Source organism: Cupriavidus pauculus, from assembly GCF_008801835.1.
GTDB lineage: Bacteria > Pseudomonadota > Gammaproteobacteria > Burkholderiales > Burkholderiaceae > Cupriavidus > Cupriavidus pauculus.
The window spans coordinates 139505-166418 of the sequence record NZ_VZOW01000007.1; the positions used below are offsets into that span (position 1 = coordinate 139505).

General features: G+C 66.7%; 22 protein-coding genes and 1 pseudogene. 10 read left to right on the forward strand and 13 right to left on the reverse strand.

Annotation, left to right across the window (positions count from 1 at the left end; genetic code table 11):
* The first annotated feature begins 146 nt into the window (after positions 1 to 146).
* On the forward strand, positions 147 to 1343 hold the full coding sequence (locus tag F7R19_RS10710; RefSeq protein WP_150980486.1) for an MFS transporter: 1197 nt from the start codon (positions 147 to 149) through the stop codon (positions 1341 to 1343).
* 356 nt (positions 1344 to 1699) lie between these two features.
* The gene (locus F7R19_RS10715) at positions 1700 to 2605 is read left to right on the forward strand and encodes a cytochrome c (RefSeq protein ID WP_407648916.1); all 906 of its coding nucleotides are present in this window, start codon (positions 1700 to 1702) and stop codon (positions 2603 to 2605) included.
* Between the two features lie 55 nt (positions 2606 to 2660).
* Here F7R19_RS10715 and F7R19_RS10720 read toward each other — a convergent pair whose 3' ends face one another.
* The 4 genes from F7R19_RS10720 to F7R19_RS10735 all read right to left on the reverse strand — a co-directional run bounded on the left by F7R19_RS10720 (position 2661) and on the right by F7R19_RS10735 (position 9533).
* Positions 2661 to 4808, reverse strand: a complete 2148-nt coding sequence (locus tag F7R19_RS10720) for a PQQ-dependent dehydrogenase, methanol/ethanol family (RefSeq protein ID WP_150980363.1) — start codon at positions 4806 to 4808, stop codon at positions 2661 to 2663.
* Between the two features lie 180 nt (positions 4809 to 4988).
* Positions 4989 to 6425 carry a phenylacetaldehyde dehydrogenase StyD gene (gene styD, locus F7R19_RS10725; RefSeq protein ID WP_223506289.1) on the reverse strand — a complete coding sequence of 479 codons (1437 nt, stop codon included), beginning with the start codon at positions 6423 to 6425 and terminating at the stop codon, positions 4989 to 4991.
* 148 nt (positions 6426 to 6573) lie between these two features.
* Entirely contained in the window at positions 6574 to 7575 is a 1002-nt protein-coding gene (locus F7R19_RS10730) for a helix-turn-helix domain-containing protein (RefSeq protein ID WP_150980369.1), read from the reverse strand.
* Positions 7576 to 7895: 320 nt separating this feature from the next.
* Positions 7896 to 9533 carry an acyl-CoA synthetase gene (locus tag F7R19_RS10735; protein WP_061954623.1) on the reverse strand — a complete coding sequence of 546 codons (1638 nt, stop codon included), beginning with the start codon at positions 9531 to 9533 and terminating at the stop codon, positions 7896 to 7898.
* A 128-nt stretch (positions 9534 to 9661) separates the two neighbouring features.
* On the opposite strand from F7R19_RS10735, the gene F7R19_RS10740 reads away from it, so the two are divergent.
* Together F7R19_RS10740 and F7R19_RS10745 are read left to right on the forward strand one after the other, a co-directional pair.
* A complete protein-coding gene (locus tag F7R19_RS10740; RefSeq protein ID WP_061954625.1) occupies positions 9662 to 10342 on the forward strand; it encodes a Crp/Fnr family transcriptional regulator in 681 nt (226 codons plus the stop codon).
* A gap of 108 nt (positions 10343 to 10450) precedes the next feature.
* Positions 10451 to 11203, forward strand: coding sequence for an HAD family hydrolase (locus tag F7R19_RS10745; protein ID WP_150980371.1), 753 nt, complete (start codon positions 10451 to 10453; stop codon positions 11201 to 11203).
* A gap of 12 nt (positions 11204 to 11215) precedes the next feature.
* Here F7R19_RS10745 and F7R19_RS29740 read toward each other — a convergent pair whose 3' ends face one another.
* From F7R19_RS29740 to F7R19_RS10760, 4 genes are all read right to left on the reverse strand, one after another.
* Entirely contained in the window at positions 11216 to 11392 is a 177-nt protein-coding gene (locus F7R19_RS29740) for a hypothetical protein (protein WP_157779473.1), read from the reverse strand.
* 87 nt (positions 11393 to 11479) lie between these two features.
* Entirely contained in the window at positions 11480 to 11737 is a 258-nt protein-coding gene (locus tag F7R19_RS10750; RefSeq protein WP_150980374.1) for a hypothetical protein, read from the reverse strand.
* Between the two features lie 116 nt (positions 11738 to 11853).
* Entirely contained in the window at positions 11854 to 13110 is a 1257-nt protein-coding gene (locus F7R19_RS10755; RefSeq protein ID WP_061954694.1) for a serine hydrolase domain-containing protein, read from the reverse strand.
* A 53-nt stretch (positions 13111 to 13163) separates the two neighbouring features.
* The gene (locus F7R19_RS10760; RefSeq protein ID WP_223506209.1) at positions 13164 to 14069 is read right to left on the reverse strand and encodes a DMT family transporter; all 906 of its coding nucleotides are present in this window, start codon (positions 14067 to 14069) and stop codon (positions 13164 to 13166) included.
* A gap of 122 nt (positions 14070 to 14191) precedes the next feature.
* Between F7R19_RS10760 and F7R19_RS10765 the strand changes: the two genes are divergently transcribed.
* Together F7R19_RS10765 and F7R19_RS10770 are read left to right on the forward strand one after the other, a co-directional pair.
* On the forward strand, positions 14192 to 14629 hold the full coding sequence (locus F7R19_RS10765) for an Lrp/AsnC family transcriptional regulator (RefSeq protein ID WP_061954630.1): 438 nt from the start codon (positions 14192 to 14194) through the stop codon (positions 14627 to 14629).
* 208 nt (positions 14630 to 14837) lie between these two features.
* A complete protein-coding gene (locus tag F7R19_RS10770) occupies positions 14838 to 15821 on the forward strand; it encodes a tripartite tricarboxylate transporter substrate binding protein (protein WP_061954699.1) in 984 nt (327 codons plus the stop codon).
* A 288-nt stretch (positions 15822 to 16109) separates the two neighbouring features.
* Here the strand turns inward: F7R19_RS10770 and F7R19_RS10775 are convergent.
* The 5 genes and pseudogenes from F7R19_RS10775 to F7R19_RS10795 all read right to left on the reverse strand — a co-directional run.
* Positions 16110 to 16670, reverse strand: a pseudogene (locus F7R19_RS10775) (glycerol-3-phosphate responsive antiterminator); the annotation flags it as partial.
* Between the two features lie 3 nt (positions 16671 to 16673).
* Positions 16674 to 18227, reverse strand: a complete 1554-nt coding sequence (locus tag F7R19_RS10780; protein WP_150980377.1) for an FAD-binding oxidoreductase — start codon at positions 18225 to 18227, stop codon at positions 16674 to 16676.
* Positions 18224 to 19903, reverse strand: coding sequence for a glycerol-3-phosphate dehydrogenase/oxidase (locus F7R19_RS10785; protein WP_150980380.1), 1680 nt, complete (start codon positions 19901 to 19903; stop codon positions 18224 to 18226). Before F7R19_RS10785 ends, F7R19_RS10780 begins: the two co-directional genes overlap by 4 nt.
* Positions 19904 to 19925: 22 nt before the next feature.
* A complete protein-coding gene (locus tag F7R19_RS10790; protein ID WP_150980382.1) occupies positions 19926 to 21446 on the reverse strand; it encodes an FGGY family carbohydrate kinase in 1521 nt (506 codons plus the stop codon).
* 6 nt (positions 21447 to 21452) lie between these two features.
* On the reverse strand, positions 21453 to 22907 hold the full coding sequence (locus tag F7R19_RS10795; protein ID WP_150980385.1) for an MFS transporter: 1455 nt from the start codon (positions 22905 to 22907) through the stop codon (positions 21453 to 21455).
* Between the two features lie 378 nt (positions 22908 to 23285).
* On the opposite strand from F7R19_RS10795, the gene F7R19_RS10800 reads away from it, so the two are divergent.
* The 4 genes from F7R19_RS10800 to F7R19_RS10815 are packed head-to-tail and all read left to right on the forward strand — an operon-like array spanning position 23286 to position 26909.
* Positions 23286 to 24254, forward strand: coding sequence for a Bug family tripartite tricarboxylate transporter substrate binding protein (locus F7R19_RS10800; RefSeq protein ID WP_150980388.1), 969 nt, complete (start codon positions 23286 to 23288; stop codon positions 24252 to 24254).
* An 8-nt stretch (positions 24255 to 24262) separates the two neighbouring features.
* Positions 24263 to 25537: a 3-isopropylmalate dehydratase large subunit gene (locus tag F7R19_RS10805; RefSeq protein ID WP_150980391.1), complete on the forward strand. Its 1275-nt coding sequence runs from the start codon at positions 24263 to 24265 to the stop codon at positions 25535 to 25537.
* Positions 25534 to 26055 carry a LeuD/DmdB family oxidoreductase small subunit gene (locus tag F7R19_RS10810; protein ID WP_150980392.1) on the forward strand — a complete coding sequence of 174 codons (522 nt, stop codon included), beginning with the start codon at positions 25534 to 25536 and terminating at the stop codon, positions 26053 to 26055. The genes F7R19_RS10805 and F7R19_RS10810 overlap by 4 nt, the downstream gene beginning before the upstream one ends.
* Positions 26052 to 26909, forward strand: a complete 858-nt coding sequence (locus F7R19_RS10815) for an isocitrate lyase/PEP mutase family protein (protein WP_150980396.1) — start codon at positions 26052 to 26054, stop codon at positions 26907 to 26909. Before F7R19_RS10810 ends, F7R19_RS10815 begins: the two co-directional genes overlap by 4 nt.
* The last annotated feature ends 5 nt before the right edge of the window (positions 26910 to 26914 follow it).

The window sequence follows — 26914 nt, forward strand, 5'->3', positions numbered from 1 at the left end:
GGTAGTCACCCGGCTCCAATCTGCGGATGATACGGGCAATGGAAAACACCGCATTACCCCACACCTCCGCGCCGCGCTCTGCGCCGCATGCGGGCCCCCAATCGCCCGCGTCGCAGCCGCCCGCGCACTGGAACGGCGTGTTCGCGATGACACTCTGCGTCTTCGCGTTGATCGCCTCGGAATTCATGCCTGTCAGCCTGCTGACGCCGATGTCCGCCGATCTGCATGTCACGGAAGGCATGACCGGGCAGGGCATCGCCATCTCCGGTGCGTTTGCGGTGTTCACGAGCCTCTTCATCGCGGCCATTGCCGGAAACACGAACCGCAAGTCGCTGCTGCTGGGTTTGACGGCAGTGATGGCGATATCGGGCGCCATCATCGCGGCGGCGCCGACCTACACGGCCTACATGCTCGGGCGCGCACTGATCGGCGTGGTCGTCGGCGGCTTCTGGTCGATGTCCGCGGCCACTGCCATCCGGCTGGTGCCTGCGCACCAGGTGCCGCGCGCGTTGGCGATATTCAATAGCGGCAACGCATTGGCCACCGTCATCGCGGCGCCGGCCGGCAGCTATCTCGGCACGCTGATCGGCTGGCGCGGGGCATTCTACTGCCTCGTACCCGTGGCGTTGCTCGCACTGGCCTGGCAATGGTTCAGCCTGCCAACGATGCCGGTGCCCGCTCGCCCCAAGGGCAGCGGCAATGTATTCGTCCACCTGAAGCGTCCGGTCGTTGCGCTGGGCATGCTGGCGGCCGGCGTGTTCTTCTCCGGACAGTTCACGCTGTTCACTTACGTCCGCCCCTTTCTCGAAACCGTCACGCATGTCGATGCCCCGAGCTTGTCGCTGATCCTGCTGGCAATTGGCGTGGCCGGTTTTGCCGGCACGATGCTGATTGGCGCGGTGCTCAAGCGCGCGTTCCATGGCGTACTCGTCGCGATCCCGGCGCTGATGGGGGTGATAGCGCTTGCGCTGATCGGCCTGGGGCAAAACCAGGCGGCTGTCGCGGGGCTTCTGGTACTTTGGGGACTGGTTGCCACGGCGGCGCCGGTGGGATGGTGGAGCTGGATCACGCGCACGTTTCCACACCATGCCGAAGCAGGCGGCGGCCTGATGGTGGCGATTGTCCAGATGTCGATCGCGCTGGGCTCCACGGTCGGCGGCATCCTGTTCGATACGTTCGGCTATCGGAGCACGCTCGAAGCCAGCGCTGCGCTGCTGTGCATCGGCGCCGGACTCGCATGGCTGATGGCGCGCGTCGGCGCTGAAGATTCCGATTCCATCGATTCACCCGTACCCGCCCGACAAACAGCGTCCGGTCACGTGGATGGAGCAGCTCACCGATGAACGGTATAACGCGCGCCGGGCGCACCGTCCGGCACCTTGACGTGGTAGCGCTCGCCGCGGTGCTGTGGGCAGTGTTGGGCGGGGCTGACGACAGCGCAGTTGCGGGAGGTCGCACAGGTCCTGCGCGAGCACGTCGGCCCGGAGAACGGCCGTCGCGCGCATGAAGCGCTGGAGCGGCCTCTGGCTGCTGACAGGGGCGGCAAGTAGGCCTTGCCCAGCCGCCGGAGGTGCGGCGCGTTATCTCGATGGCGTAGCCGCCGCGCGGACCGATTGCGGCAGGCGGCACAATTCGCTAGGGTTATGCAGCCGGGCGCAAGGCGGGTCCGGCAGCCCCCCATTCCTGTCGAGAGCAAAACATGATTCGCTGGATCCAGAGCATCGCCACGACACTGACTGTCGCGGTGGCAGGCATGGCGTGCATCGGTGGTGCGGCACATGCCCAGGCGCAGGCCGACAGCCCGCCCAAGGACGCGGCCACGTTGACCATTACGGCCGGTGCGCAGCAAACGACTTTTACGCGCGCCGCGTTGCTGAAGGACCGGCGGCTGGTCAATGTCACCGTCGACGACGACAACCTGAAGCGCCGCATGACATTCAAGGCGATTCCGCTGGCGGCGCTGCTGGCGGGACTGCCGGTTGCGAAGGATGGCAGCGCCACCACGGCCGCCAGCGACGGCTACGTGTCGCATCTGCCGATGCCTCTGCTGCTGGCGGATCGTGCTGATGGGCCACGCGCGTGGCTCGCGGTGGAAAACCCCGCCAGGCCGTGGCCGACGCTCAAAGGGCAGGACATCGGCCCATTCCGGCTGATCTGGACGGTGCCGAAGTCATCTGCCAGTGCCGCGCGTGGGGACGCGGCGGTCAGCATCAACGAAAGCCTGTGGACCTATGCGATCGTGCGCATCGACGTCGGCGCGACTGCGGCGGAACGCTTCGCGGCAATCCGCCCGGCTGCCGACCTGCCCGCAGACGGCCCGGTCGTGCGCGGCTTTGCGACGTTCCAGCGCGTCTGTTTTTCCTGTCACTCGATGAATCGCGCGGGCGACGCGCATCTGGGCCCGGACCTGAACGTGCCGTACAACCCGGTGGAATACCTGGGCGACGACAAGCTGACCAGGTTGATCCGCAATCCGCAATCGTTGCGCTGGTGGCCCGCGGCCAAGATGTCGGCCATCGACGAGAAGACGCTGTCCGACAGCGAACTGCAGGACCTGCTGGCGTATTTGCACCATATGGCGGGCCGCAAGGCCAACGCGCCTTGACGGCCGACGGTGGCGGCTGACATCCTGCGCGAGCAGGCCGCCAGCATCGGCGCGGCTACTTCAGTTCCGCCTGCGCCTTCGGCCGCACCGAATCAGCGGTGCCCTGGATAAAGGCCTTGATCTTCTCGACATCATCGGCGGTGAGCTTGCCGGTGAAATCGGGCATGCCGCGTGCCATGAACGGTCCCTTGAAGACGATCTTGTCCAGATGCTCGATCACGCCCGGGCTGACGAAGCCCAGGTTGGGAATGTTGCCGCCGCGGTCCACGCCGGGCACGCCGTGGCACATCACGCAACTGCTGACGTAGAGCCCTGCGCCGTCGTTGACCTTGGCTGCGTCGTACTTCACGCCTTGCAGCAGGCCATCGGTGCGATATTGGACGAACGCGGGCGGCTTGGCCTTCGCGCCCAACGCGAAGGTGTAGACCGTGCCGGGCCCCTGGCGATCGGTGGCGCGCTGCGCCAGGCCATAGACGCCGCCCCAGCCCACCGCCACAGAGATGTACTGCTTGCCGTCGACCTGGTAGCTCACCGGCGCGGCGATCACGCCGGTGCCGGTGGGCGTTTCCCAGAGCTTCTCGCCGGACTTCGCGTCATACGCGGCGAAGCGTCCATCGGCGCTGCCCTGGAAGACCAGATTGCCGGCGGTGGTCAGCGTGCCGCCGTTCCACGGCGACACCTGCTCGTGCGACCACGCCACCTGCTGCCGCACCGGATCCCACGCCAGCAGGCGGCCAAACGGCTTGGACTTCGGCGGCTCGGCGTTCAGGAACTTGGCAGTGTTCCAGCCCGTGTTGCCGCCCGGCTGCATCGGCTTTGCGCCATTGAAGGTCCATGCCTTGTCGTCCATCAGGTTGATCGGCACGTTCTGCGCGGGCAGATACACCAGACCGGTCTGCGGATTGAAGGACATCGTGTGCCAGTTGTGCGCACCGTATGGGCCGGGAATCGCGTCGTAGGGTTTGTCGGCCGAGCGCGATTCCGGGTTTTCGATGGGGCGGCCGTTCTTGTCGTAACCGGTGGCCCAGTTCACATCGACGAAGTTCTTGGCGGAAATAAATTGCCCGTTGGTGCGGTCGATCACGAAGAAGAATCCGTTCTTGGGCGCGTGCAGGATGACCTTGCGGGGCTGGCCGTCGATGGTCAGGTCCGCCAGGATCATCGGCTGCGTGGACGTGTAGTCCCAGTTGTCGCCCGGCGTTTCCTGGTAGTGCCATTTGTACTTGCCGGTGTCCGGATCGAGCGCGACGATCGACGCCAGGTACAGGTTGTCGCCGCCTGCGGGGCTGCGTTTGCTGCGCGACCATGGCGATCCATTGCCCGTGCCGACGTACATCAGGTTCAGCTCGGGATCGAATGTGATCGAATCCCACGCGGTGCCGCCGCCGCCGGCTTCCCACCATTTGCCGGCAGGGTCCCAGGTCTTGGCGGCGCGTTCCATCGACTCGTCCTCGAACGGCTTTGACGGATCGCCCGGCACGGTGAACCAGCGCCATTTCTGCGCGCCGGTGTTGGCGTCGTACGCGGTCACGTAGCCGCGCACGCCGAACTCCGCGCCGCCATTGCCGATGATCACCTTGCCGTTGATGACGCGCGGTGCGCCCGTGATCGTGTACGAATACTTGCGGTCGATGATGGTGTCCTTCTCCCAGACCTTGCGGCCCGTGGCGGCGTCCAGCGCAATCAGGCGGCCGTCGTACGACGCTACGAAGACCTTGCCCTGATAAAGCGCCACGCCGCGGTTCACCACATCGCAGCACCCGCGATAGCCGAGCGCGCGATCGACCTTCGGATCGAACGACCACAGCCGCTTGCCGGTACGCACGTCCACCGCATGCACCACGCTCCACGATGCGGTGACGTACATCACGCCATCTACCACCAGCGGCGTCGATTCCACGCCGCGCGTGGATTCGAGGTTATAGGACCACACCAGGCCCAGGTCCTTTACGTTGTTGCTGTTGATGGCGTCGAGGCGGCTGAAGCGGGTTTCCGCGTAGTCGAGGCCATAGCTGGGCCAGTCGGGCGTTTTCTCGGCATTGGCGCGGATAAACTGGCCGTTGACCTTGCTTGTGGCCGCGCGGATCTTGCTGGCCGATGGTGCAGCCGACTGCGCCGCCGCCGTCGCCGGCACGGCCATCAGGCAGGCCATGGCGATGGCCGCGCATCGATACCACGGGAGCCGTTTCGCGTTGTGGGTCATCTTCTCTGTCTCCTCGAATCGTTGTTCTGGAATTGTTCTGGTGCGGCGCGCTTCCTGCTTTTATGTGTTTCCGGTTCGTCCTTGTCACGTCGCGGCGCCTGACGGTCGCCGCGTGACCGCCAGGCTCCAAACCTTCAACCTCTCGTCTCAACTCTCCAGCTACAACCTCCGGGCCGCCGCTCAATACGCCATGCAGACCGATTTCAGTTCCGTATACGATTCGATCGCAGAGCGGCCGTGTTCGCGCCCCACGCCGGAGGCCTTGTAGCCGCCGAACGGCATATTGGGATCGATGACGTTATGGCAGTTGACCCACACGGTGCCCGCATCGATGCCGTCGACCAGCCGCTGCACCGCGCGGAGGTTGTTGCTCCACACGCTGGCGCCCAGGCCGTAGGCGGACTGGTTGGCCGCCGCCAGCACCGCATCGAGATCGTCGAACGGCATTGCCACCACCACGGGGCCAAACACTTCCTCGCGCACGATTTCCAGATCGCGGCTGCCGGTGTTGGCCACCACCGTGGGCCGCACGAAATAGCCGTCGCGCTGCACCTCCGCGCCGCCCGCGACGATTTCCGCGCCTTCCCTGCGGCTGGTATCGATCATGCCCACCACCTTGTCGCGATGGCGCGCCGACACCAGCGGCCCCATCTGGCTGGCCGGATCGAGCCCCGATCCCAGCACCATCGCATCGGCCACGCGCGCAATGCCTTCGACCACATGGTCATAGTGGCGGCGCGATACATAAAGGCGCGACCCAGCCGTGCAGACCTGCCCCTGATTGAAGAAGATGGCCGCTGACGCGCCCTGGATCGCCACCGCCGGGTCGCAGTCGTCGAGCACCACCACCGGGCTTTTGCCGCCCAACTCCAGCGAGACGCGGCGAATATCCTGCCCACAGCGTGCGCCGATCAGGCGGCCCACTTCGGTCGATCCGGTGAAGGTGATCTTGTCCACGCCGGGGTGCGCCACCAGCGCCGCGCCGGCCACGCCATCGCCGGTCACCACGTTGAACACGCCGGGCGGAAAGCCTGCCTCGAGCGCCAGTTCGCCCAGCCGGATCGCGGTCAGCGGGGTTTCTTCCGCGGGCTTGAGCACCACCGTGCAGCCGCATGCAAGCGCGGGTGCGATTTTCCACACCGCCATCAGCAGCGGAAAATTCCACGGCACGATGGCGCCCACCACGCCCACCGGCGCGCGGCGCGTCGACGCGCTGTAGCGTGTGCCCGGCGGATGCGGCATCGAGATATCGAACGTCTGGCCGTCGATCTTGGTGGCCCATCCCGCCATGTAGCGCAGCCATTGCGCGCTGCCGCCGACATCGAGTCCATGCGCAAAGGCCAGCAGTTTGCCGTTGTTCAGCGTTTCCAGGCGCGCCAGCTCTTCGCCGTGCTGCTCTACCAGATCGGCCAGTTTCAGCAGCAGGCGCTCGCGCTGCGCGGGCATCAAGTCGCGCCAAGCGGCGCTCTGGAAGGCTTGCCGCGCGCTGGCCACGGCAGCATCGACGTCGGCTGCGTCGCCACTTGGCACGTGCGCGATGGTTTGGCCGGTGGCGGGATCGAAGACCGCGAACGTCTCGCCCGATGCGGCCTGGCGCCATTGGCCGTCGATCAACATGTCGCTGCGGATGGGATGAGGATGCTGTTCCGGGGCGTTCACGCGTGTCTCCTGTCGTTGTTCGTGGAGGACAGAAGGTAGCAACGCCGTCGCGCGCTGGCTTGTCTGTGCGTGCATAGTGCTTGTCGCTGGGTGCACGCCACGCGGGTCAGATTTGCTGCATTGCGGGATCGCTGGGGGCGTGGTGCTTGCCCTGACGCCATTGCGACGGGCTCATGCCGAATCGCTCGTGAAACGCGCGGCTGAAATGTGCCGCATCGACAAAGCCAAGCCCGAACGCCACTTCCGTGATGCTCGGCCCTATGCCGTCGCGCGCCGCCAACTGCTGCGCGGCGCGTTGCAGGCGTCTTGCCTGAATATAGGCGTGGGGCGTCTGCCCATATTCGCGGAACAGGTTGTAAAGCGTGCGGCGCGATACGTTGAACACGGTGGCCAGGCGCTGCGCGCACAGGTCGGGGTCGTGCAGTTCGGCGTCGATATACGCCACGATGCGGCGCACGCGGCTATCGCCGAGCCGATGCCGCGCAGCAGGCGCGTGCGGTGGCGCGGCGGCTTGCAACGCGGTTTCGACCAGCGCCACCATCGAATCCTCAAGCACGCCCTGCGCGCGATGATCCAGCGCGTGACCGCCCATCGCATCATGGAGCAATCCGCCCAGCGCCGCGGCCGCGATGCGCGCCGCGCCCACGCCGGGCAGCGCGCGCCCGCACAGCGTGCGCGCCGGCTCCTGCCAGCCAAAGCTGCGCGCTTGCGGCACCAGCAGTACCAGTGCGCGGCAGCCTTCGGCCATCTCGACGCTGTAAGGCTGCGTCGTATCGTAGACGGACCACGCGCCCGGATTCAGCACCGCCTCGTGCTCGCGCTGCGCAATCCGGCTGGCGCCGGCCAACTGCCAGAAGATCTTGAAGTAGCCCGCATCCGAGGCTTCGGCATGGGCGCGCCGACGCACCACGCGATGCGCGCCGACTTCGATATCGCCCACCACGCTGTCGCCAAAATGGGCCAGGCTGGCACGGCCCCGAAAATCGCCGCGCGTGTCGCGCGCGCAATCGAGCGGCAGGAAGTTGGCGCTGATCGCCTCGCTCCATTCGGCGAAGCTGCTCGCACAAACGGAAACCGAAGACTGCAAGGAACGCTGCACGTCGCGCATCTTGGACACCTCCGCCGGGAGTGGGCTGACCGCAGGGTCGTCGCGTCGGCAAATCGATAGCACGCCATCGCGGCCCGTACGGGATCGTGCAAGAGCCTAATGCAAAGGCACGCACCCGACAATCGGCGCATGCACGCAGTCACCCGCCCTGCGGAATGGCCTGCGCGTCGCGCTGCATTGCAACATTGGCCGGTGCGGGGAAACCCTGCGCATGTCGAAGCGGGGCGATAACCGACGCGGGACGCCACGGCAAATTCCTGCCGAAGTCCGGTCGCGCCAGCCGCCACCGCCGCGCGTCAGTCGTCGCATCAGGCGTCGCGTCAGACGTCGATCGCCGCGTTCGACTTCAGTTGCTTGCGCAGTTCGAACTTCTGGATCTTGCCGGTCGACGTCTTGGGCAGCGGTCCGAAGTAGACCGCCTTCGGCACCTTGAAGCCGGCCAGCAGCGTGCGGCAGTGCGCAATGATCTGCTCGGCCGTGGCGTCGGCGCCGTCCTTCAGTTCGACGAAGGCGCACGGCGTTTCGCCCCACTTGCTGTCGGGCTGCGCGACCACGGCGACCGCCATCACGGCCGGATGCCGGTAGATCGCATCTTCCACTTCCACGCTGGAAATGTTCTCGCCGCCGGAGATGATGATGTCCTTGCTGCGGTCCTTGATCTTGATGTAGCCGTCCGGCATCAGCACGCCGAGGTCGCCCGTATGGAACCAGCCGCCGGCAAACGCTTCGCGCGTGGCACGGTCGTTCTTCAGATAACCCTTCATGCAGATATTGCCGCGGAACATGATTTCGCCGATGGTCTCGCCATCGCGCGGCACCGGCTGCATGGTGTCGGGATCCAGCACCGTGACGCCCGCTTGCAGGTGATAGCGCACGCCCTGACGCGCCTTGAGCACCGCGCGTTCCTCGGTGGACAGCGCGCGCCATTCGTCCTGCTCCGCGCACGCAGCGGCCGGCCCATAAACTTCGGTCAGTCCGTACACATGCGACAGTTCGAAGCCCATGGCCTCCATCTGCGCCAGCACCGCGGCGGGCGGCGGCGCGCCGGCCACCATGCCGCGCACCGGTCCGCGCAGACCCTCGCGCCATGCGGGTGGCGCGCTGACCAGCGCGGTATGCACGATCGGCGCCGCGCAGTAATGGGTCACGCCTTCATCGCGCATCAGATCGAACACCAGCTTCGGTTCGAACTTGCGCAGGCATACGTTCACGCCTGCGCGCGCCGCCACGGTCCACGGAAAACACCAGCCGTTGCAGTGGAACATCGGCAGCGTCCAGAGGTAGACCGGATGCTTGCCCATGTCCCATTCCAAAATGTTGGAGATGGCATTGAGCGCCGCACCGCGATGATGGTAGACCACGCCCTTCGGGTCGCCAGTGGTGCCGGACGTGTAGTTCAGCGCAATGGCGTCCCATTCGTCGCCGGGCGTGCGCCAGTCGAATTCCGGATCGCCGCCGGCCAGGAAGCGCTCGTAGTCGGTGTCGCCGAACGGTGCGTCGATGGCCGGCCCGAGCGCGTCATGCACGGCGATCACCTTCAATCCCGGCACCTCGCGCGCAAGCTGGCGGGCCACATCGGCAAACTCGGTGTCGGCCAGCAGCACGCGCGCCTCGCCATGGCGCAGCATGAAGACCAGATTGGCGGCGTCCAGGCGGATATTGAGCGCGTTGAGCACGGCGCCGGCCATCGGCACGCCGAAGTGCGCCTCCACCATTGCCGGCGTATTCGGCAGCAGCGCGGCCACGGTATCGCCGCGCCCGATGCCTGCACGCGCCAGCGCGCTGGCCAGGCGGCGGCAGCGCGCGTAGGTGTCGCGCCAGTTCTGCCGCACCGGTCCGTGCGCGATGGCAAGCCGGTGACCGTACACCTGCGCGGCGCGCGCGATGAAGTCGAGCGGCGTCAGCGGCACGAAGTTGGCGGGATTGCGGGCCAGCCCGGTGTCGAAATCGGTCGGCATGATGGGTGTCTCCTGTATGGATCCTGACGGATGCGTTGTGTGTTGTCGCATGCACGCTATCATTGCGGCGCCTGCTCACTCTGTCGCCTGGACGACAGAGGTGCGCTTCACTCGCTCCCCGACTTCCGATGAACGTCCACGCTGTGCTCGATCAACACGACTGGTATCGCGCGCTTTCGCCCGCGCATCAGGCGCTGGCCGCGGCGGAAACGATCGTGCGTAATTATCCGGCCGACAGTTATATTGCGCGGCGCGGCGAGTATTCGCGTTACTGGATCGGCGTCGATGCGGGCCTGATCAAGCTGGCCGTCTATACGCCGGACGGGCGTGGATGCACGTTTTGCGGCGTACCGGCGGGCGGCTGGTGCGGCGAGGGCAGCGTGATCAAGCGCGAGGCGCGCCGTTACGACGTGATCGCAATCCGCGAATCCCGCGTGCTGCTGGTGCCCGAGCCGGTCTTCAACACGCTGCTGGCCGACAGCCTGCCGTTTGCCGGATACGTGGTGCGCCAGCTCAACGAGCGCATGGGCCAGTTTATCGCCATGGTGCAGAACGACCGCCTGCTGGGCGCCGACGCGCGCGTGGCGCAGGCCATCGCCCAGCTGTTTCATCCGGCGCTGTATCCGCGCACCAGCGCCGTGCTGGAGCTGTCGCAGGAGGAAATCGGTCTGCTGACCGGTTTGTCGCGTCAGCGTGTGAATCAGGCGCTGCGCCGGCTGGAAGCGGAAGGCATGGTCGGTCTGTCCTACCAGACCATCCGCGTGACCGATCTGGAAGCGCTGCGCCGCTTCGGCCTGTCGGAGCTGTGATCCGGCGCAGTGATCCGGCAATGTGCTGCGATGCAGCGATTGGGTTTTACGTCCGGCGCGGATCTTGGTAAATTCCACGGGCTTACCCCCATCCCGGCACCCTCCCTCATGCATTCCCTGGCCAGTATCGCGGCAATTTCCCTCGACCTCGACGACACCCTGTGGGCTTTCGGCCCGGCGGTGATTCGCGCCGAACAGACGCTGCACGACTGGTTGCTGCAACAGGCGCCGCGCACCGCCGCCGTGCTGACATCGCCGCAAGTGCTGGGGGAGTTGCGTGCGCGCTTCCAGGCGTCGCGTCCCGATCTGGCGCACAACCTGCGCGAATTGCGGCTCGGGTCGATCCGCATGGCGCTGGAGCTTGCGGACGAGGATCCGGCGCTGGCGCAGGCCGCCTACGACGTATTTTTCGCGGCGCGCCAGCGCGTCGATTTCTTCGAGGATGCGTTTCCGGCGCTGGAATGGCTGAGCCGACGGTTTCCGTTGGTGGCGGTATCGAACGGCAATGCCAGCCTCAGGGTGACCGGTGGGCATCACTTTTTTCAAGCCGCGCTGAATCCGGAGAGTGCGGGCTGTGCCAAGCCCGATGCCGCCATCTTTCACGCTGCGGTGCAGGCGGCAGGCTGCCGTCCCGAGCAGATGCTGCACGTGGGCGACGATGCGGATCTCGATGTGGTGGGGGCGCTGGCGGCAGGCCTGCAGGCCGCGTGGGTGGTGCGCGACGCCGCCGCGGACGCCGCGAGATGGGCACGCCGCGGCCAGGCGCCGCATCTGATCGTGCGGGATCTTTATGCGCTATGCCGCGCGATCGATCCGAACTGCCCGGTGGCGCGCGCGATGCCGGCGCGCACCGCGCACTGAGCCGCGCGCGGCTTATTCTTCGGGTTTTTCCGCCGGCACGGCCTTGCCCAGCAGTTTGCCCAGCAGACCGTTCTTGCTCGCCGGCTGGCGTTGCGCCTTCGGCAGCGAGCCGCCCCGGTTGGCGCCGCTCTGCTTCATGCTGTTGGCGATCTTGAGGCCCTTGTTCTTTTCCAGGTCGGTTTTCTTCACGACGTCATTCCTTTGATTGAGCCCGGCATTGTACGCAGGTGCGGCGCGGTGCAGCCGATTCGCCGTTCGCGCATGACATGGCGCGGGTCAGTCGTCGCCCTTGATGGCCTTTTTCGTCGCGTAGTAGCCGCGCTTTGACGTGTCGGCCACGGCGTGACCCGCCGCCTTGGCGCCATGGCCGACGGCGCGTGCCGCATCCGCCACGGCATGACCGGTTTTCTTGCCGGCTTCCTTGACGCCTTCCTTGAAGGCGCGGGCATCCGACGCCACACTGGCGTGGGCCAGCGGGCTGGCTGCCGCCGTGGCGGCCACCGTCAGGGCGAGGATCGAGGTCTTGAGCTTCATAGGGATTGGGGGCGTGCGGTTTTTCCGTGCGGGTATTGTAGTCGCCTGTCGTTGCCTGTCCGCAGCGTCGTGACGGAGGCCGGCGGGTCGCGCCGGCCCGCCGGGCGCCGGCCGTTTCAGCGCGGCGCGGCGCCGGGCTCGGTGATCGCGCTATACACCAGGGTCCGCAGCTGGCGTCGCACAGGATAGGCGGACGACGGCAGCAGTTGCGTCAGGAACAGACCGATCAGGTCTTCCTGCGGATCCACCCAGAAGAACGTGCTGGCCGCGCCGCCCCAGAAGAAGTCACCGGCGCTGCCGGGAATCAGCGTGCTGGCCGGGGCAATGGTGGTGGCAAAACCCAGTCCAAAGCCCACGCCTTCGTAGGTGGCTTCGCTGAACATCGAGCGCGACATGCGCGGCAGATCGACTCCGCCGGGCAAGTGGTTGGCGGTCATCAGCGCCAGCGTCTTCGGGCTCAACAGCCTTACGCCGTCCAGTTCGCCGCCATTGAGCAGCATGCGCGCAAAACGCATGTAGTCCGCCGCCGTCGACACCAGGCCGCCGCCGCCCGACAGGAAAGTGGGTTTCTTCAGATAGAGACTGGCCTGCGGATCGTCCTGCAGCATCGGCCCGCGCGGCGAGATCACCTTGGAGCCCAGCGTACCGACGGCGTAGCAGGCGCAGAAACGCCCGATCTTTTCCTGCGGCACGTGGAACGCGGTATCGACCATGCCCAGCGGATCGAATATCCGCTGCTTAAGGAAGTCGTCGAAGGACATGCCGCTGATCTTGCCGACCAGATAGCCGAGAACGTCGGTGGCCACCGAATAGTTCCACGCCTCGCCCGGCGAAAACTCCAGCGGCAGCGTGGCAAGCTTGGCGATCATGTCGTCGAGCGTGCCTTCGACGGCGAGGTCGCCCAGCTTATGCTTGCGATATGCCGCGTCGACATTGCTGTTTTGCTGGAATCCGTAGGTCAGTCCCGACGTATGACGCAGCAGATCCACCACCAGCATCGGCCGCGCCGGCGCGCGCGTCTGGAAGCTCTCCATGAAACCGCCGGCAAACACGCCGAGGTTTTCCCAGGCAGGGATGTACTTGCTGACCGGATCGTCGAGCGCGATCTTGCATTCTTCCAGCAGCATCATGATCGCCACCGACGTGATCGGCTTGGTCATCGAATAGATGCGGAAGATGGAATCCTCGGCCAGCGGCACCTGCCGTTCGCGGTCGGCCATGCCCAGCGCCGTGTTCAGCGTCAGCTCGCCGCGCCGCCAGACCTGCACCAGCGCACCGGGCAGCTTGCCGGTCGATACATAGGTCTGGTCGATGAACTGTTCGATCCGGCCCAGCCGCTCCCGGCACATCCCCCGCGTTTCCCTGCCTTGCATATTGGTGTCTCCGTCCTGTGTGTGTGCGACAGTCACGGCCCCGGCGGCAGCGTTCAGCTGGAAGACTTGCGCGCCTCCCACGGCAGCAGCCTGCGCCAGGGCCATCCCAGCGTCATGCCGGCGGCGGCCAACAGGATCAGCGCAGCGCCCACGATCTGCGCGGGATGCAGGTGATGCCCGAATGCCAGCCGATCCACCAGAATGGCCACGATAGGATAAATGAACGACAGCGCGCCGGTCAGGTGCGTCGGCAGTTTCTGGATCGCGCCATACAGCAGGATATACATCAGCCCCGTGTGCACCACGCCCATGGTGGCCAGCGTCCCCCATGTCAGCGCCCCGGTGGGCCAGCCGCCCTGCGCCAGCAGCGGCAGCAGCGCCACGCTGCCCACCAGCACGTGAATCAGCGCGATCAGATGCGGCGGCACGCCCTTCAGATGCTTGGCGATCAGCGCGGCCAGCGCATAGAAGAACGCCGCGCCCAGCGCCATGCCGATGCCGGCCAGATAGTTGCCAGGCAGCGCGCCGGTGTCGGGTTTGGCCTGCACGATCAGCAGCATGCCGCCAAACGCGGTTGCCAGCCACGCCAGCTTTGCCAGCGTGATCCGCTCGCCGAGGAACAGCGCGCCGAGCGCCACCAGCATGAATGGCTGCGTGTTGTACACGGCCGTGGCAATCGAGATCGACGCGCCCGAATAGGCGGAAAACAGCAGCAGCCAGTTGGCCACGATGGCGATGCCACCGGCCACGGCAAGCCACAGCTGACGCGGCGATATCGCGTCGCGCCGCAAATAGCCGCGCGCCGCGCAGACCGGAATCAGCACCATCGCGCCAAACGCGCAGCGCCAGAACACCACCTGCGTCACCGGTCGCCCCGATATCACCACCAGCCAGCCGATGGTGCCCGAAATCACCATCGCCGCCGCCATTTCGAGCATGCCGCGCGTCCTGTCTTCCACGTTGGGTCTCCTGCCAATCAAGGGTTGCAGTTTAAGAGCTCCGCCCTACAATCGACAGTCGAAAAGAAAGCCATTGGCACGCGCTTTCCATATTTTTGCAGGCAAACCACGGAAAATACCTTATGTCGCTGGACGATCTCGATCGCCGCATCCTGGCGCTGCTGCAGCAGGACGCGCGCATGCCCGTGAAGGCGCTGGCCGAGCAGGTCGGGCTGTCCGCGCCCGGTGCGTCGGAGCGCCTGCGCCGCCTCGAGGATCGCGGCGTGATCCGGGGTTTCACGGTGGAGGTGGAGCCGCGCACGCTGGGCTTTTCGATGCAGGCCATCGTGCGCATCAAGCCCTTGCCGGGCAAGCTGCACGCGGTGCAGAAGCTGATCGAAGCGATTCCCGAGTTTGCCGAGTGCGACAAGGTCACCGGCGACGACTGCTTTATCGGCCGCCTCTATCTGCGCTCGATCGAACACCTGGACCATATCCTCGAACAGATCACCGACCTGGCCGAAACCAGCTCGGCCATCGTCAAGTCGCAACCGGTGCGGCGTCGCCTGCCGCCATTGTGATCGTCGGCGGGTTTCGCCCGCGCCTGCATTCCACGCCTGCCGGCCACGCCTCCCGCGCCTCCTGGCTGCCGAAACGCACAGACGGTTTCGATCCGCAAAACTTTGGTGCGCTGCAGAGTGACATAGCGTGCGGCCGGCGCCTATATACGCACTGATTCCGCTGTCGATGCTGTTTCATTCCGCAAACCATCGCGATTCAGGAGTGCGCATGTACCTGGCAAGCAAGCTGTTGCGAACCTCGCCGTTGTGGCTGTGCTGGTCGTTGCTGGCGGTTGCGCCGGCAGCCGGCGCGCAGGACTGGCCGACCCGGCCGATCCGCATGGTGGTGCCATATCCGCCGGGCGGGCCCACCGATATCGTGGCGCGCGTGGTCGGGCAGAAACTGTCGGAGCGGCTGGGGCAAACGGTGGTGGTCGACAACCGTCCCGGCGCGGGCGGCAATATCGGCGCCGACGCGGTGGCCAAGTCGGCGCCCGACGGCTACACGATGCTGGTGGCCACCACGGCGCACGCGATCAACATGACGCTGTTCTCGAAGCCGGGCTACAACACGCGCACGGACTTTGCGCCGGTGTCGATGCTGACCAGCGGGCCGCTTGTGCTGGTCACCGCGCCATCGACGCCGGCCGGCAGCGTCGCGGAGCTGATCGCGATGGCCCGTGCGAATCCGGGCAAGGTCACGTTTGCCAGCTCGGGCAACGGGCAATCGACCCACCTGGCCGCCGAACTGTTCGACAGCATGGCCGGCGTGCGCATGACCCACGTGCCGTACAAGGGCAGCGCGCCCGCGCTGACCGATGTGATGGCGGGGCAGGCCACGGTGATGTTCGATACGATGCTGTCGGCCATGCCGTTCGTGCGCGATGGCAAGCTGCGGGCGCTGGCCATCACCGGCGCCACGCGCTCGCCCGCCGCGCCAGATGTGCCGACCATGGCGCAGGCGGGCCTGCCCGGGTATGAGGCGACGGCGTGGAATGCGCTGCTGGTGCCGGCGGGCACGCCCGCGGCCGTGCAGTCAAGGCTGTCCGAAGCGCTCAAGGCCGTGCTCAATCAGGACGACGTGCGCGCGCGATTCGCGAGCCAGGGGTTTGCCGCGACATGGACATCGCCCGCCGATACCGGTCAGTTCATCGCGCGCGAAATCGACAAGTGGGGCAAGGTGGTCAAGGCTTCCGGAGCCACGATCGACTGATGGCCGGCGCGCTGCGGTTTACCGCTTGGCTTACCGCGTACGGCGCGCGGACGTCGATGAGGATGAAGAGGCGGGCGTCGACAAGGAAGCCGTCAACGAGGCGGCCCTGGAAAATGCCGCCGGCGACGCCGGAAACGATGTCGCGGACGTAGCAGTAGACGCGGGCGTAGACGTGGAAGCGGTCGCTGCCGCAGCGGGCCGGGCGGCGGCCCTGGACTTCGCGCGCGTCGTTGCGGCCTTTGGCGCATCGGCCTGCGCCGCCGCTTCGCCCTTGAGCATCGTGGCCTGCAGATGCCAGAGCGTGCGGTCGCTGGTGGAGATCGCCACCGCGCCGTGCGCGATCGCGCTGCGGATATCGTCCTGGTTGCACACGAAGCCCGACGTGACGATAGGTGGCAGCGCCTTGCGGTCCGCCTCGGGCAGATGCGACAGCATCGGCGCGGGCATCAACTGCACCAGGTTCGGATCGCTCTGTTCCAGCGCCTTGACGCTGCGCGGCCATGTCGAGCGATCGGTCACGAACACCTTCTGCATCGTCACCATGCCAGCCCGGTTGGCGCGCTGGATGGTGGCCACGCGCGTGGAAACCAGGCTGGTCACGCCGATATCGGCCAGGTACTCGACGCCGCCCTTGTCCTGCGACAGCCCTTCGCAACTGTCGATATTGACGATCACGTACTTGCCGGCTTTCGTCAGCGTGGCGATCACGGGCTGCAGCTTGCGCAGCTCCACGTTGGCCACGATCGAGACTTCCGCCTCGCTGTCGATGAAGGCGTCGATCTGTTCCACGCCGTACAGCGTGGCGATCACCGGGTGTCGTGTCAGGCGGGCGCCGAGAGACCTGTCCATGTGTTACTTCCTGGCTTCGTGGGGCAGCGTGTCGGAAAGGCCGAGCTTGCCGGGATTGAGGATGTTGAGCGGATCGAGCGCCCGCTTCACCGTCTCCAGCACCGCAAAGGCCGTATCGAGCGACGGCGCCATGTAGGGCGCGCGCAGCAGGCCGATGCCGTGGTGGTGGCTCAGCGCGGCATTGTATTGGATCAGCACCGCGTTGGCGGCGTCCCAGGCGGCGCGATACCACTTCTGGCGGTCTTCCACGGCCACGTCCCCGCGCAGCGAGAAATACAGGCAGGCGCCATCCACGTAGGCGTGGGACTGATGGGCCGAGCCGGCCAGCGTGCCGGGCACCGCGTTGATCGCGGCCACCACGTCGGTGTAGATCGCCGCGAGATCGCTCCACGGGCCCGCCATTTCCAGCGTATCGGCGACAAAACCAGGGCTGCGCTTGAACCCCTCGGCGCTCTTGCCGGTCAGGTAGCGCGTATCTAGCCAGCGCTCGAAGATGGCATCGCCATCGAGCCTGTCGCCCAGTTCGGCGCACACGCGCTCGCTGATCGCCATCACCGCGTCGACCATTTCCGGCGCGCCCTCGTCGGCCACCAGCAGCACATTGGTATCGGGCAGCCCGAACTGCACGCCGCTTTCCAGCGCGTCGTACAGGCGCAGCGCTGCGGGATTGGCGCCGCGCTGCATGATCTCGCGGCACGCTTCGAGGCCGATCGCAAACGACTTGAAGCCATAGGCGATGGCGCGGCCATAGTCGGGCAGGCGATGCAGCTTGAGCCGCACGCGTACGATCACGCCCAGCGTGCCTTCGGATCCGATGAACATCTGCATCAGGTCTGGCCCCAGCGCGGCGCGCGGATAGCCGCCCACCGTGACGAGCCGGCCGTCGGCCAGCACCACGTCCATGCCCACGACCATGTCCTCGATCTTGCCGTAGCGCGTGGAGAGCTGTCCCGCGCCGCGGCACGCCACCCAGCCGCCCACGGTGCTGATGGCAAACGACGACGGCCAGTGGCCCATCGTCATGCCGTGCTCCTGCTGGATGGTCTGCTCGAAGATATCGCCGAACATGCCCGCTTCCACTTCGACGATCTGGCTGTCGCGATCGAAGCCGAGGAACGCGTTCAGATCGCAGACATCGAGCACGATGCCGCCGCGCACCGGCAGCGCTGCGCCCGTGACGTTGCTGCGCCCGGCCGAAACCGTGACCGGAATCGCCTTGGCATGGGCAATGCGCATCACCGCCTGGATCTGCTCGACAGTGGAGGCGCGCACGATCACACCGCGCGGCGTGGCCGGCGCACCGCCGGTCTCGGTCATCATCGACCCGGCCCACCAGTCGCGCGTCCAGTTGACCACGTCGCCCGTGGCGGTGAGCACCTCGTCGGCGACGCGGCGCAGGGCGTCGATGGTGGCGGCGTCGACCGGCACCGCATCGCGCTGCAGGCCCGGCCGGTCCGGCGTTTCGGTAATGCTTGCGGCAAAGTGCGGCGGCGTGTGCTTGCCCACCACGTAGTTGCCGCGGTTGTAGCCGCGTTTGATGGCTTCCTTGCTGATCATGCTGCGTCTCCCATAAGGACGGATTTTTCGAGTGCGACGGCGGCCAGATAGTCACTGACCTGCTGCGCGACGGCCTGCCCGGACAACCCGAGCTCGGCCTGGAGGATCTGGGCCACGCGCGGCGCGGCCTGCGCCGATGCATCGCGCGCCATCAGGCGGGCGCGGATGCGGCGCGAAAGAATGTCGTCGACGGTGCCGGCCAGTTCATGGCGCACGGCATAGACAATCTCGGCTTCGGTGTGCGGCAGGCCCTCGACGATGGGCCGCGCCAGCGACGGGTCGGCTTGCAGGATGTCGCTGACAAAGCGCGCCTCGGTGCCGTAGCGCTCGCCCAGGTGCGCCGCCATGCCACCCGAGGCGACAATGGCCTGCGCGTCGTAGCCCGCGGCGCCCAGCAGATAGGCCGATTTCGTGCGGCATCTGGCGCGTTTTCCGATCACCTGCTGTGCGGCGTCGATGGTCTGTTCGGCCATATGGCGCGACGTGGTGAGCTTGCCGCCAACGATCGTCACCAGGCCGTCGCCGGCCACGTGGATTTCGTGATTGCGCTTGATTTCCAGCGTCTTGCCGCCCGGGGGCGCCACCAGCGGCCGGCATCCCGCGATGCTGCCGACCACGTCCTCGGGCTGCAGGTCGGTCTTCAGCGCCGAACGTGCGCCGTCCAGCAGGAAATCGAGTTCCTGCCGCGTGCACATGACGTTGTCGAGGTCGCCGTCGTAGTCCTCGTCGGTGGTGCCGAGGTACGACACATTGCCCCAGCGCGTGATGGTGGCGCGGCGGCTGCGGCCCGGCACCGGGATCGTGACCGTGCAGTCGTTGCGGATCTTGAGCCACGGGATGGCAATGTGCACGCCCTTGGCGGGCCGGATGTGCAACGTCTTCTGTTCGTCCTTGCGGCGCCCGGTCCAGTCGCGCAGCCACACGCCGGTGGCCATGATCACCGCGCCGGCGCGCACGCGGATCTCGCGGCCGTCGGCCTGGACGATCGCGCCGTCCACCTTGCCATGCGCGTTGCGCGTGATTTCCGTGACGCGCGCGTGGTTGGTGACCGCGGCGCCGTGAAATGCGGCGGTGCGCGCGATATTCAGCGTCAGCCGCGCATCGTCCACGCGCGCGTCGAAATAGAGAAAGCCGCCCTTCAGATGTTCCTCGTTGAAGGTGGGGCAGTGCGACAGCACTTCGGCCTTTGTCAGCTTCTGGTGCAGGATCCCTTCGCGCCAGCCGCCGGCCAGGTCGTAGGTCCACAGCAGGCCTTCGAAGGCCTTGGCCAGGCGCTGGTCGAACACGCCGTCGCGCTCCAGCACCGGAAACAGGAAGGGCAGGCGCTGCACCAGATGCCGCGCGTTACGGCGCAGGCGCTGGCGTTCCAGCAGGGAATGGCGCACCAGGCCAAGGTTGCCCTGTTCGATATAGCGCAGGCCGCCATGCACCATCTTCGACGACTTGGACGACGTGCCCGATGCGAAGTCGCTCTTTTCGACCAGCGCCACGCGATAGCCGCGCAGGCTGGCGTCCAGTGCGGCGTAAGCGCCGGTCACGCCGCCGCCCACGATCAGGATGTCGAACGTGTCGGCGCCCAGGCGGTCGAGCTGTTCGCGCCGCACCAGCCGCAACGGATCGGTGCGGGTCATGGCGGCGCGCTCGCGGTTTGCGCTGCGGGATGGCAGGACCATCATGTTGCTTGCTTCTCCAGGTGGGTCAATGCGCGGCAAACGCCTGCACGTGGTTGAGTTCGGAGGCCACGCGCGCGTGCCAGAGCGCGCGGCGCGCGGCCCGTTCGTCGTCGCCGATGCGCGGCGTGAACACCGCGTCGGCCCGGGTGGTGGTGCGCGCCTGCTGCAGGCCATCCCACAGCAGGCCCGAGGCGCCGGCCAGATAGGCGATGCCGCGCAGACTGGCGCGATCGCTTTCCTGCATGCGGTGAATCGGCAAGCCGGTGAGATCGGCCTGCATCTGCAGCAGCGCGTCGCTGCCCGATAGCCCGCCGCCGACCACCAGATCGCGCACCGGCACGCCGGCGATGTCGCGATTGGCGTCGATGCACGAGGCCACCGAATGGGCGATGCCTTCGAGAATCGCGTAGGCGATTTCGGCCTGTGTGGTGGCCATCGACACGCCGTTGAGCGCGGCGCGCGCCTCGGGCTGCATCGCCGGCACACGCAGCCCCGTCAGCGCCGGAATGAAGGTCACGCCGCGCGACGACGTCACGCTGGATGCCAGCGCGCTGATCTGCCTGGCGCTTTCGAACCAGCGCAGCTTGTCGCACACCCAGTTCAGCGCCGATCCCGTGGTGGCGACGAAGGTCTCCACCGAGAAATGTGACACGTCGTGCAGGCGTCGCGCGGTCATCGTCAGTGTGCTGTCCGATTGTCCGCTGCGCGCCGGCAGCCCGGGACCGATCACGAGGTCCACGAAACTGCCCGTGCCGTGCAGGCACATCGATTGCCCGGCGTCGAGACAGCCCAGGCCGACCGCGCCGGCCAACTGATCGCCCGCGCAGGCCAGGATCGGCACATCGATGCCCAGCAGGTCGACGCGTGTGCGGCCGAAATCGTCGGCGTCCTGCCGCAGCGCGGGCAGCAGCTCATGCGGAAAGCCGAGCGCGTCGATCCATTCGGCCAGATAGCGGTGTTCGCCCAGCACATAGGCGCTGCAGGACGTGGCGTTGGTGGGCGTGGTGACGCAGGCGCGCTCGGTCGACAGATGCCACAGCAGCCAACTGTCGACAGTGCCGAACGCCAGCCGTTTCCGGCGCCAGGCGTCGGCCACGGCCGGTGTCTCGCGCAGATGCGTGGCGGCCCACAGGTAGGGCGAACGCACACCGGCGGGCCGGCCGACGCTGGCGCGCAGGCGCGGGTCCCATTCGGGTGCCAGGCGATCGAGCGCGGCGGCATAGCGCGTGTCCTGCCAGACCATCGCGGGCACCAGCGCGCGGCCAGTCACGGTGTCCCACAGCACGCCAGTGGCGCGCTGTGTCGCGACCGCCAACGCCACGACGTTGAGATTCTCGCGAGCGGCCTGCGCCAGCGTGGCGCGGCAGACGTCGAGCGTCTTTTCCAGCAGCACGTTGGCGTCCTGTTCCACCACGCCGGGGCGCGGGGAATCGACCTGCAGCGCGGTGTATTCAAGGCACGAGACGTGGCCGTCGCTGGCGACGACCGCGGCGCGCGTGCCGGACGTGCCCTCGTCAATGGCGAGGATGACGTTCCTGTTTGGCATGACGATCTACTTCTCTGTGGCGGGATGCATGAAGCCGGCTGCGTCGCGCGCATCGCTGCGGAACTGCGGCGCGTCGGCTTCGTTATCGGGATGAATGGTTGTGCGCGTCGGATCCCAGGGGATCGCAAAGCAGATGATGCTGGCGACCAGCGGCACGACCGAAAGAATCAGGAACGTGGTTTCCAGCCCATAGCGCGCGCGGAACAGCGGAAACACCAGCAGGCCCAGCGCGGCGCCGATGGCGCCCAGCGCGCCGATTACGCCGTTGGCGCCCGCGCGCAGTTCACTGCGGAACGACAGCGACGAAAGGCTCTTGCCGTTGGCGCCGGGGCCGCCCGAATGAAACAGGATGAACAGCGAGGGCACGATGACGGCCACCCACGTCGGCATCCTGCCGTTGAACAGGCCAAGGATCAGCAGCATGACGAACACCGCGGCAAAGCCGAACGCCGATGCGCGGCGCAGCCCGAGCCGGCGGCCGATGACGGGCGACAGGAAGCCGCCGAAGATGCCGCAGATGTTGAACACCAGCGCGCCCAGCGTGGCGTACACGAAATCCTTGCCGAACAGCGCCGCGCTGATCAGCGGCAGATACCAGCCGATGCCGAAATACTGGATCGACTGCCCGATCTGCACCGTGGCGGCCAGGATCGTGCGGGGCAGATAGATGCCGCGGAAGATCAGCAGCACATTGGCCAGCCCGCGCCGCGCCATATTGGTGACCGGAATCCGCTCGGCAGGCGGCGCGGCCTCGAAGGCGCGGCCATAGATGCGTGTCATCGCGCGCGCGGCGTCATCGAGTCTTTCCTTGCGGGCCAGCCACGTTGGGCTTTCCACCAGGAACAGCACCTGCAGGATCAGGATGACGATGCCGAACACGGCCGTGGCGGCCACCGAGTAGCGCCAGATCGCATCGCCCACATTCCACGAATGGAACAGGAGCGCCAGCACCAGGTTCAGGCAGACGGCCGTGTACCACATGCCTTGCCAGGTATTCAGGCGGCTCTTGAGCTTGACCGGCGTGAACTCTGCCAGCACGGCCATGGCAATGGCGAAGTCGATGCCGTATGCGGCGCCCACAAAGAAGCGGCCGATCAGGATGGTCTGGAAATCCGGTGCGAACACCACCAGCAGGGCGCCGGTGACGGCAAACAGCTTGGCCAGGATCAGCGGCCTGACGCGCCCCCAACGGTCCGCCATCCAGCCGCCCAGCGGGTTGAAGGCGATGGCCACCCACGACGCGAACGACGTGAGCAGCGCCACCTGTCCGGGTTCCATATGCAGGTCGCGCGTCATCGGGCCCAGGCCCGCACTCAGTGCCGAATTGGAGAAGGCGTCGAGAAACAGTCCGCCCAGTGCCAGCCACCAGACAACGCCGGCGCGGCCACGAATACCAGGACAGGAATCTATGAAGGCGATGACATCGTCGATGCCACGTATCTTGATGGCAGAGCTTTGCACGGCGGTCTCCTTTATCGTTGTTCTGTAAGAGGCCGCAGCAAACTGCACGCGCTAAGAGACCATCCTACAGATGGTCTCTTATCTGAATCTGCCGGGGCAATGTAAGTCCTCGGCAAGGCAGTGTCAAGCGGGAAAACCCGCCCCGCGGGCGACGCGATGCGCGCGTCTTGTGTACCATTGCACGCTTTGCGCGCGGCCCGTCGCGGCTTGCGCGGTCGCCCCCGTGGCGCAATGTGCCGACATGCGGGCGGCACGACAATGTCCGGACAATGCGCGTCGCCCGGTGGTCCCGTGGATAGGACCAGCTGGTTCCATTGAGCGGTGCGACGCCGGGGCATACAGTCCGCCGAAACCCCATCAAAAAAGGCGGAGACATCGATGATCAGTCGAAGAAAGCTCATGGCCGGCGCCGCGCTGGCGATCTTTGCGCTCGTCGCGCCGGCGCTGCACGCGGCGCAGGACAAGCCGATCACGATCGTGGTGGGCAGCCCCGCGGGCGGCACTACCGACGCCCTGGCGCGCCTGATTGCGCGTTCGATGGGCGACACGCTGCATCGCACGGTGGTGGTGGACAACCGCCCCGGCGCGGGCGGCAACATCGCCGCGCAATACGTGGCGCGCAGCACGCCGGACGGCAGCACGCTGCTGATGAGTTTCACCGGGCACACCATCAACGCGTCGCTCTACAAGAATCTGCCGTTCGATCCGGTGAAGGATTTCACGCCGATCACGATGGTGGCGCGCGTGCCCAGTGTGCTGGTGGCGCGCAAGAACGCGCCATTCGATACCACGGCCGGACTGATCGATTATGCAAGGCGCAATCCGGGCAAGCTGACGTTTGCGATCGGCGCGCAGGGATCGTCGCTGCATCTGGCCAGCGAACAGTTCAAGCTGCAGACCGGTGCCGACATCGTGAACGTTCCCTACAAGGGCACCAATCCCGCGCTGACGGATCTGCTAGGCGGCGGCACCGTCGACCTGATGTTCGCCAGCACGGTCAACGTGCTGCCGCACCTGAAAGCGGGCACGCTGAAGTTTCTTGGCGTCAGCAGCAAGGACGCGCTGCCGCAGTTTCCGGGCGTGCCGCCGATCGGCGCAACGGTGAAGGGTTTCGAATCGTCGGCGTGGTTCGGCCTGTTCGGTCCGGCAAAGCTGCCGGCGGCCACCACCGACCAGCTGTATCGCGCGGTCAGGATCGCGCTGGAAGATCCGGCGTACAAGCAGCGCATGGAAACGGAAGCCGCTACGACCGTGAACATGACGCCGCAGGCGTTCGCGCAATTCGTGCGCGCCGATATCCAGCATTGGGCCCGCGTGATCCAGGCGTCTGGCACTCGGGTGGAGTAAGGGAACGCATGATGGGCCAGACATTGGCACAGAAGTTATTGGCCCGCGCTTCGGGCAGGGCCGCCGTGGCGCCGGGGGAAATCGTCACCTGCCGCGTGGATCTGGCGATGATGCACGACTCGGGCGGGCCGCGCCGCGTCAAGCCGATGCTCGAAAAGCTGGGTGCGAAGGTGTGGAATCCGGACAAGGTCGTGGTGGTCACCGATCACTACGTGCCCGCCCACGACGCGGACAGCCGCAAGATCGTGCAGATCGCGCGCGATTGGGTGAAGGAGGCCGGCGTGACGCGCTTTCATGACATGGAGGGCATCTGCCACGTGGTGGTGCCACAGCACGGCTATCTGCGTCCCGGCATGTTCGCTGTCGGCGGAGACAGCCATTCGTCGACCGGAGGCGCGTTTGGCGCCTATATGTTCGGCATTGGCGCCACCGAGATGCTCGGCGTGCTGGTGACCGGCGAGATCTGGGTGCGCGTGCCGCAGACCATCCGCATGCAATGGCATGGCCGGCTACGCGCGGGCGTGTCGGCCAAGGACATGATGCTGCGCATGTGCACGCGCTTTGGCATGGACGGCGGCCAGTATCAGGCCGTGGAGTACACGGGCGATGCCGTGGCCGCGCTGTCGATGCAGGAACGGATGACGCTTTCGAACATGACCGCTGAATTGGGCGGACAGGTGGGACTGGTGGCGCCCGACGCCGTGACGCACGACTGGCTGCGCAACGCGGGCGTGGCGGCGCACGAGATCGATCTCGCCACATGGCAGTCCGACGCCGATGCGGCGTATTTGTCGACGCACGCGTTCGACGCGGCGTCGCTGGCGCCGCAGGTGTCGCGTCCGCACACGCCGGCCGATGCCGACGATGTCGATGCGTTTGGCGGCGTGCGCATCGACGTTGCCTACATCGGCGCGTGCACGGGCGCCAAGCTCGAAGACCTGCGCATGGCCGCGCAAGTGCTGCGCGGCAGGCGCGTGGCAACTGGCACACGCTTGCTGGTGGCACCGGCCAGCGCCGCCGATCAGGCGCGCGCCGCGCAGGAAGGCACGCTGGGCGCGCTGACCGATGCGGGCGCGGAACTGCTGCCCAATGCGTGCGGCGCCTGCGCCGGTTATGGCGAACACCGCTTTGGCGAAGACAGCGTGGTGATCAGCACCACGGCGCGCAACTTCAAGGGACGCATGGGCGCGGCGTCATCGCAGGTCTATCTCGGTTCGCCCTATACGGTGGCCGCGTCGGCCATCGCGGGCCGCATCGCCGATCCACGCGAGGTGCTGGCATGAGCGCCGCATATACCGGCCGCACCTGGGTGTTCGGCGACGACATCAACACCGATCTGCTTGCGCCCGGCGCGTACATGAAGTTCGGTATCGAAGAGATCGCGCGGCACTGCATGGAAGCGGTGGACCCGACGTTTGCCGCCCGCGTGCGGCCCGGCGATATCGTGATCGGCGGGCGCAACTTCGGCGCGGGATCGTCGCGCGAGCAGGCGGTGGAAGTGCTGCGCCACCTCGGGGTGAGCGCCGTGGTGGCGCCGTCGTTCGCGGGGCTGTTCTATCGCAACGGCTTCAACCTAGGCCTGCCGCTGCTCACCTGCGCGTCGCTGCCGTCGATTGCCGCGGGTCTGCGCGCGCGGTGCGAGATCGAAACCGCGCAGGTGTTTGTCGAAGGCGAATCCGCATTGCAATGCGAGCCGATTCCCCCGCATCTGGTGGCCATGATCCGCGATGGCGGTCTGGTGCCGCATCTGGCGCGCAGGATCGCGTCGGGTCAACTCTCTGTCAACAAGGACGTGCCATGACACTCAAGCAACGCCTGCAGGCCGCAGGCATCGTCACCGCGCCGGGCGTCTACGACGCGCTGTCGGCCCTGCTGGTCGAGCAGGCGGGTTTTCAGGCTGCGTATCTGTCGGGCGCAAGCATCGCCTACACGCGCTTTGGCCGTCCCGATATCGGCTTTCTGTCGCTTGATGACGTGGCCTCGGTGACGCGCAATATCCGCGAACGCTGCCCGACGCTGCCGCTGATGGTCGATGCCGATACGGGCTTCGGCAACGCGCTGAACGTGATGCAGACCGTGCGCGCGCTGGAACGCGCGGGCGCGTCCGCCATCCAGCTCGAAGACCAGGCCATGCCGAAACGCTGCGGACATCTCGACGGCAAGTCGGTGATCGGCACGGCGGAAATGGCCGGCAAGATCCGTGCGGCCTGCGATGCGCGGCGCAGCGACGATACGTTGATCATCGCGCGCACCGACGCGGTGGCCGTGGAGGGCATGGACGCCGCGTTGGAACGTGCCGAACGCTACGCGGACGCGGGCGCCGATGTGCTGTTCGTGGAGGCGCTGCGCAGCCGCGCCGACATGGCCACGGCCATCGCCCGGCTCGGCGCGCGCGCGCCGCTGCTGGCCAATATGGTCGAGGGCGGCAAGACGCCGGTACTGCCCGCGCAGGAGCTCGAGGAGATCGGCTTTCGGATCGCGATCTTCCCAGGCGGCACGGTGCGCGCGCTGAGTTTTGCGCTGCGCAGCTATCTCCACAGTCTGGAAGGCCACGGCACGACCACGCCGTATCTGGACAGGATGCTGTCGTTCCAGGCGCTCAACGATGTCATTGGCACGCCCGAGATGCTGGCGCTGGGCAAGCAGTACGAATAACCCCG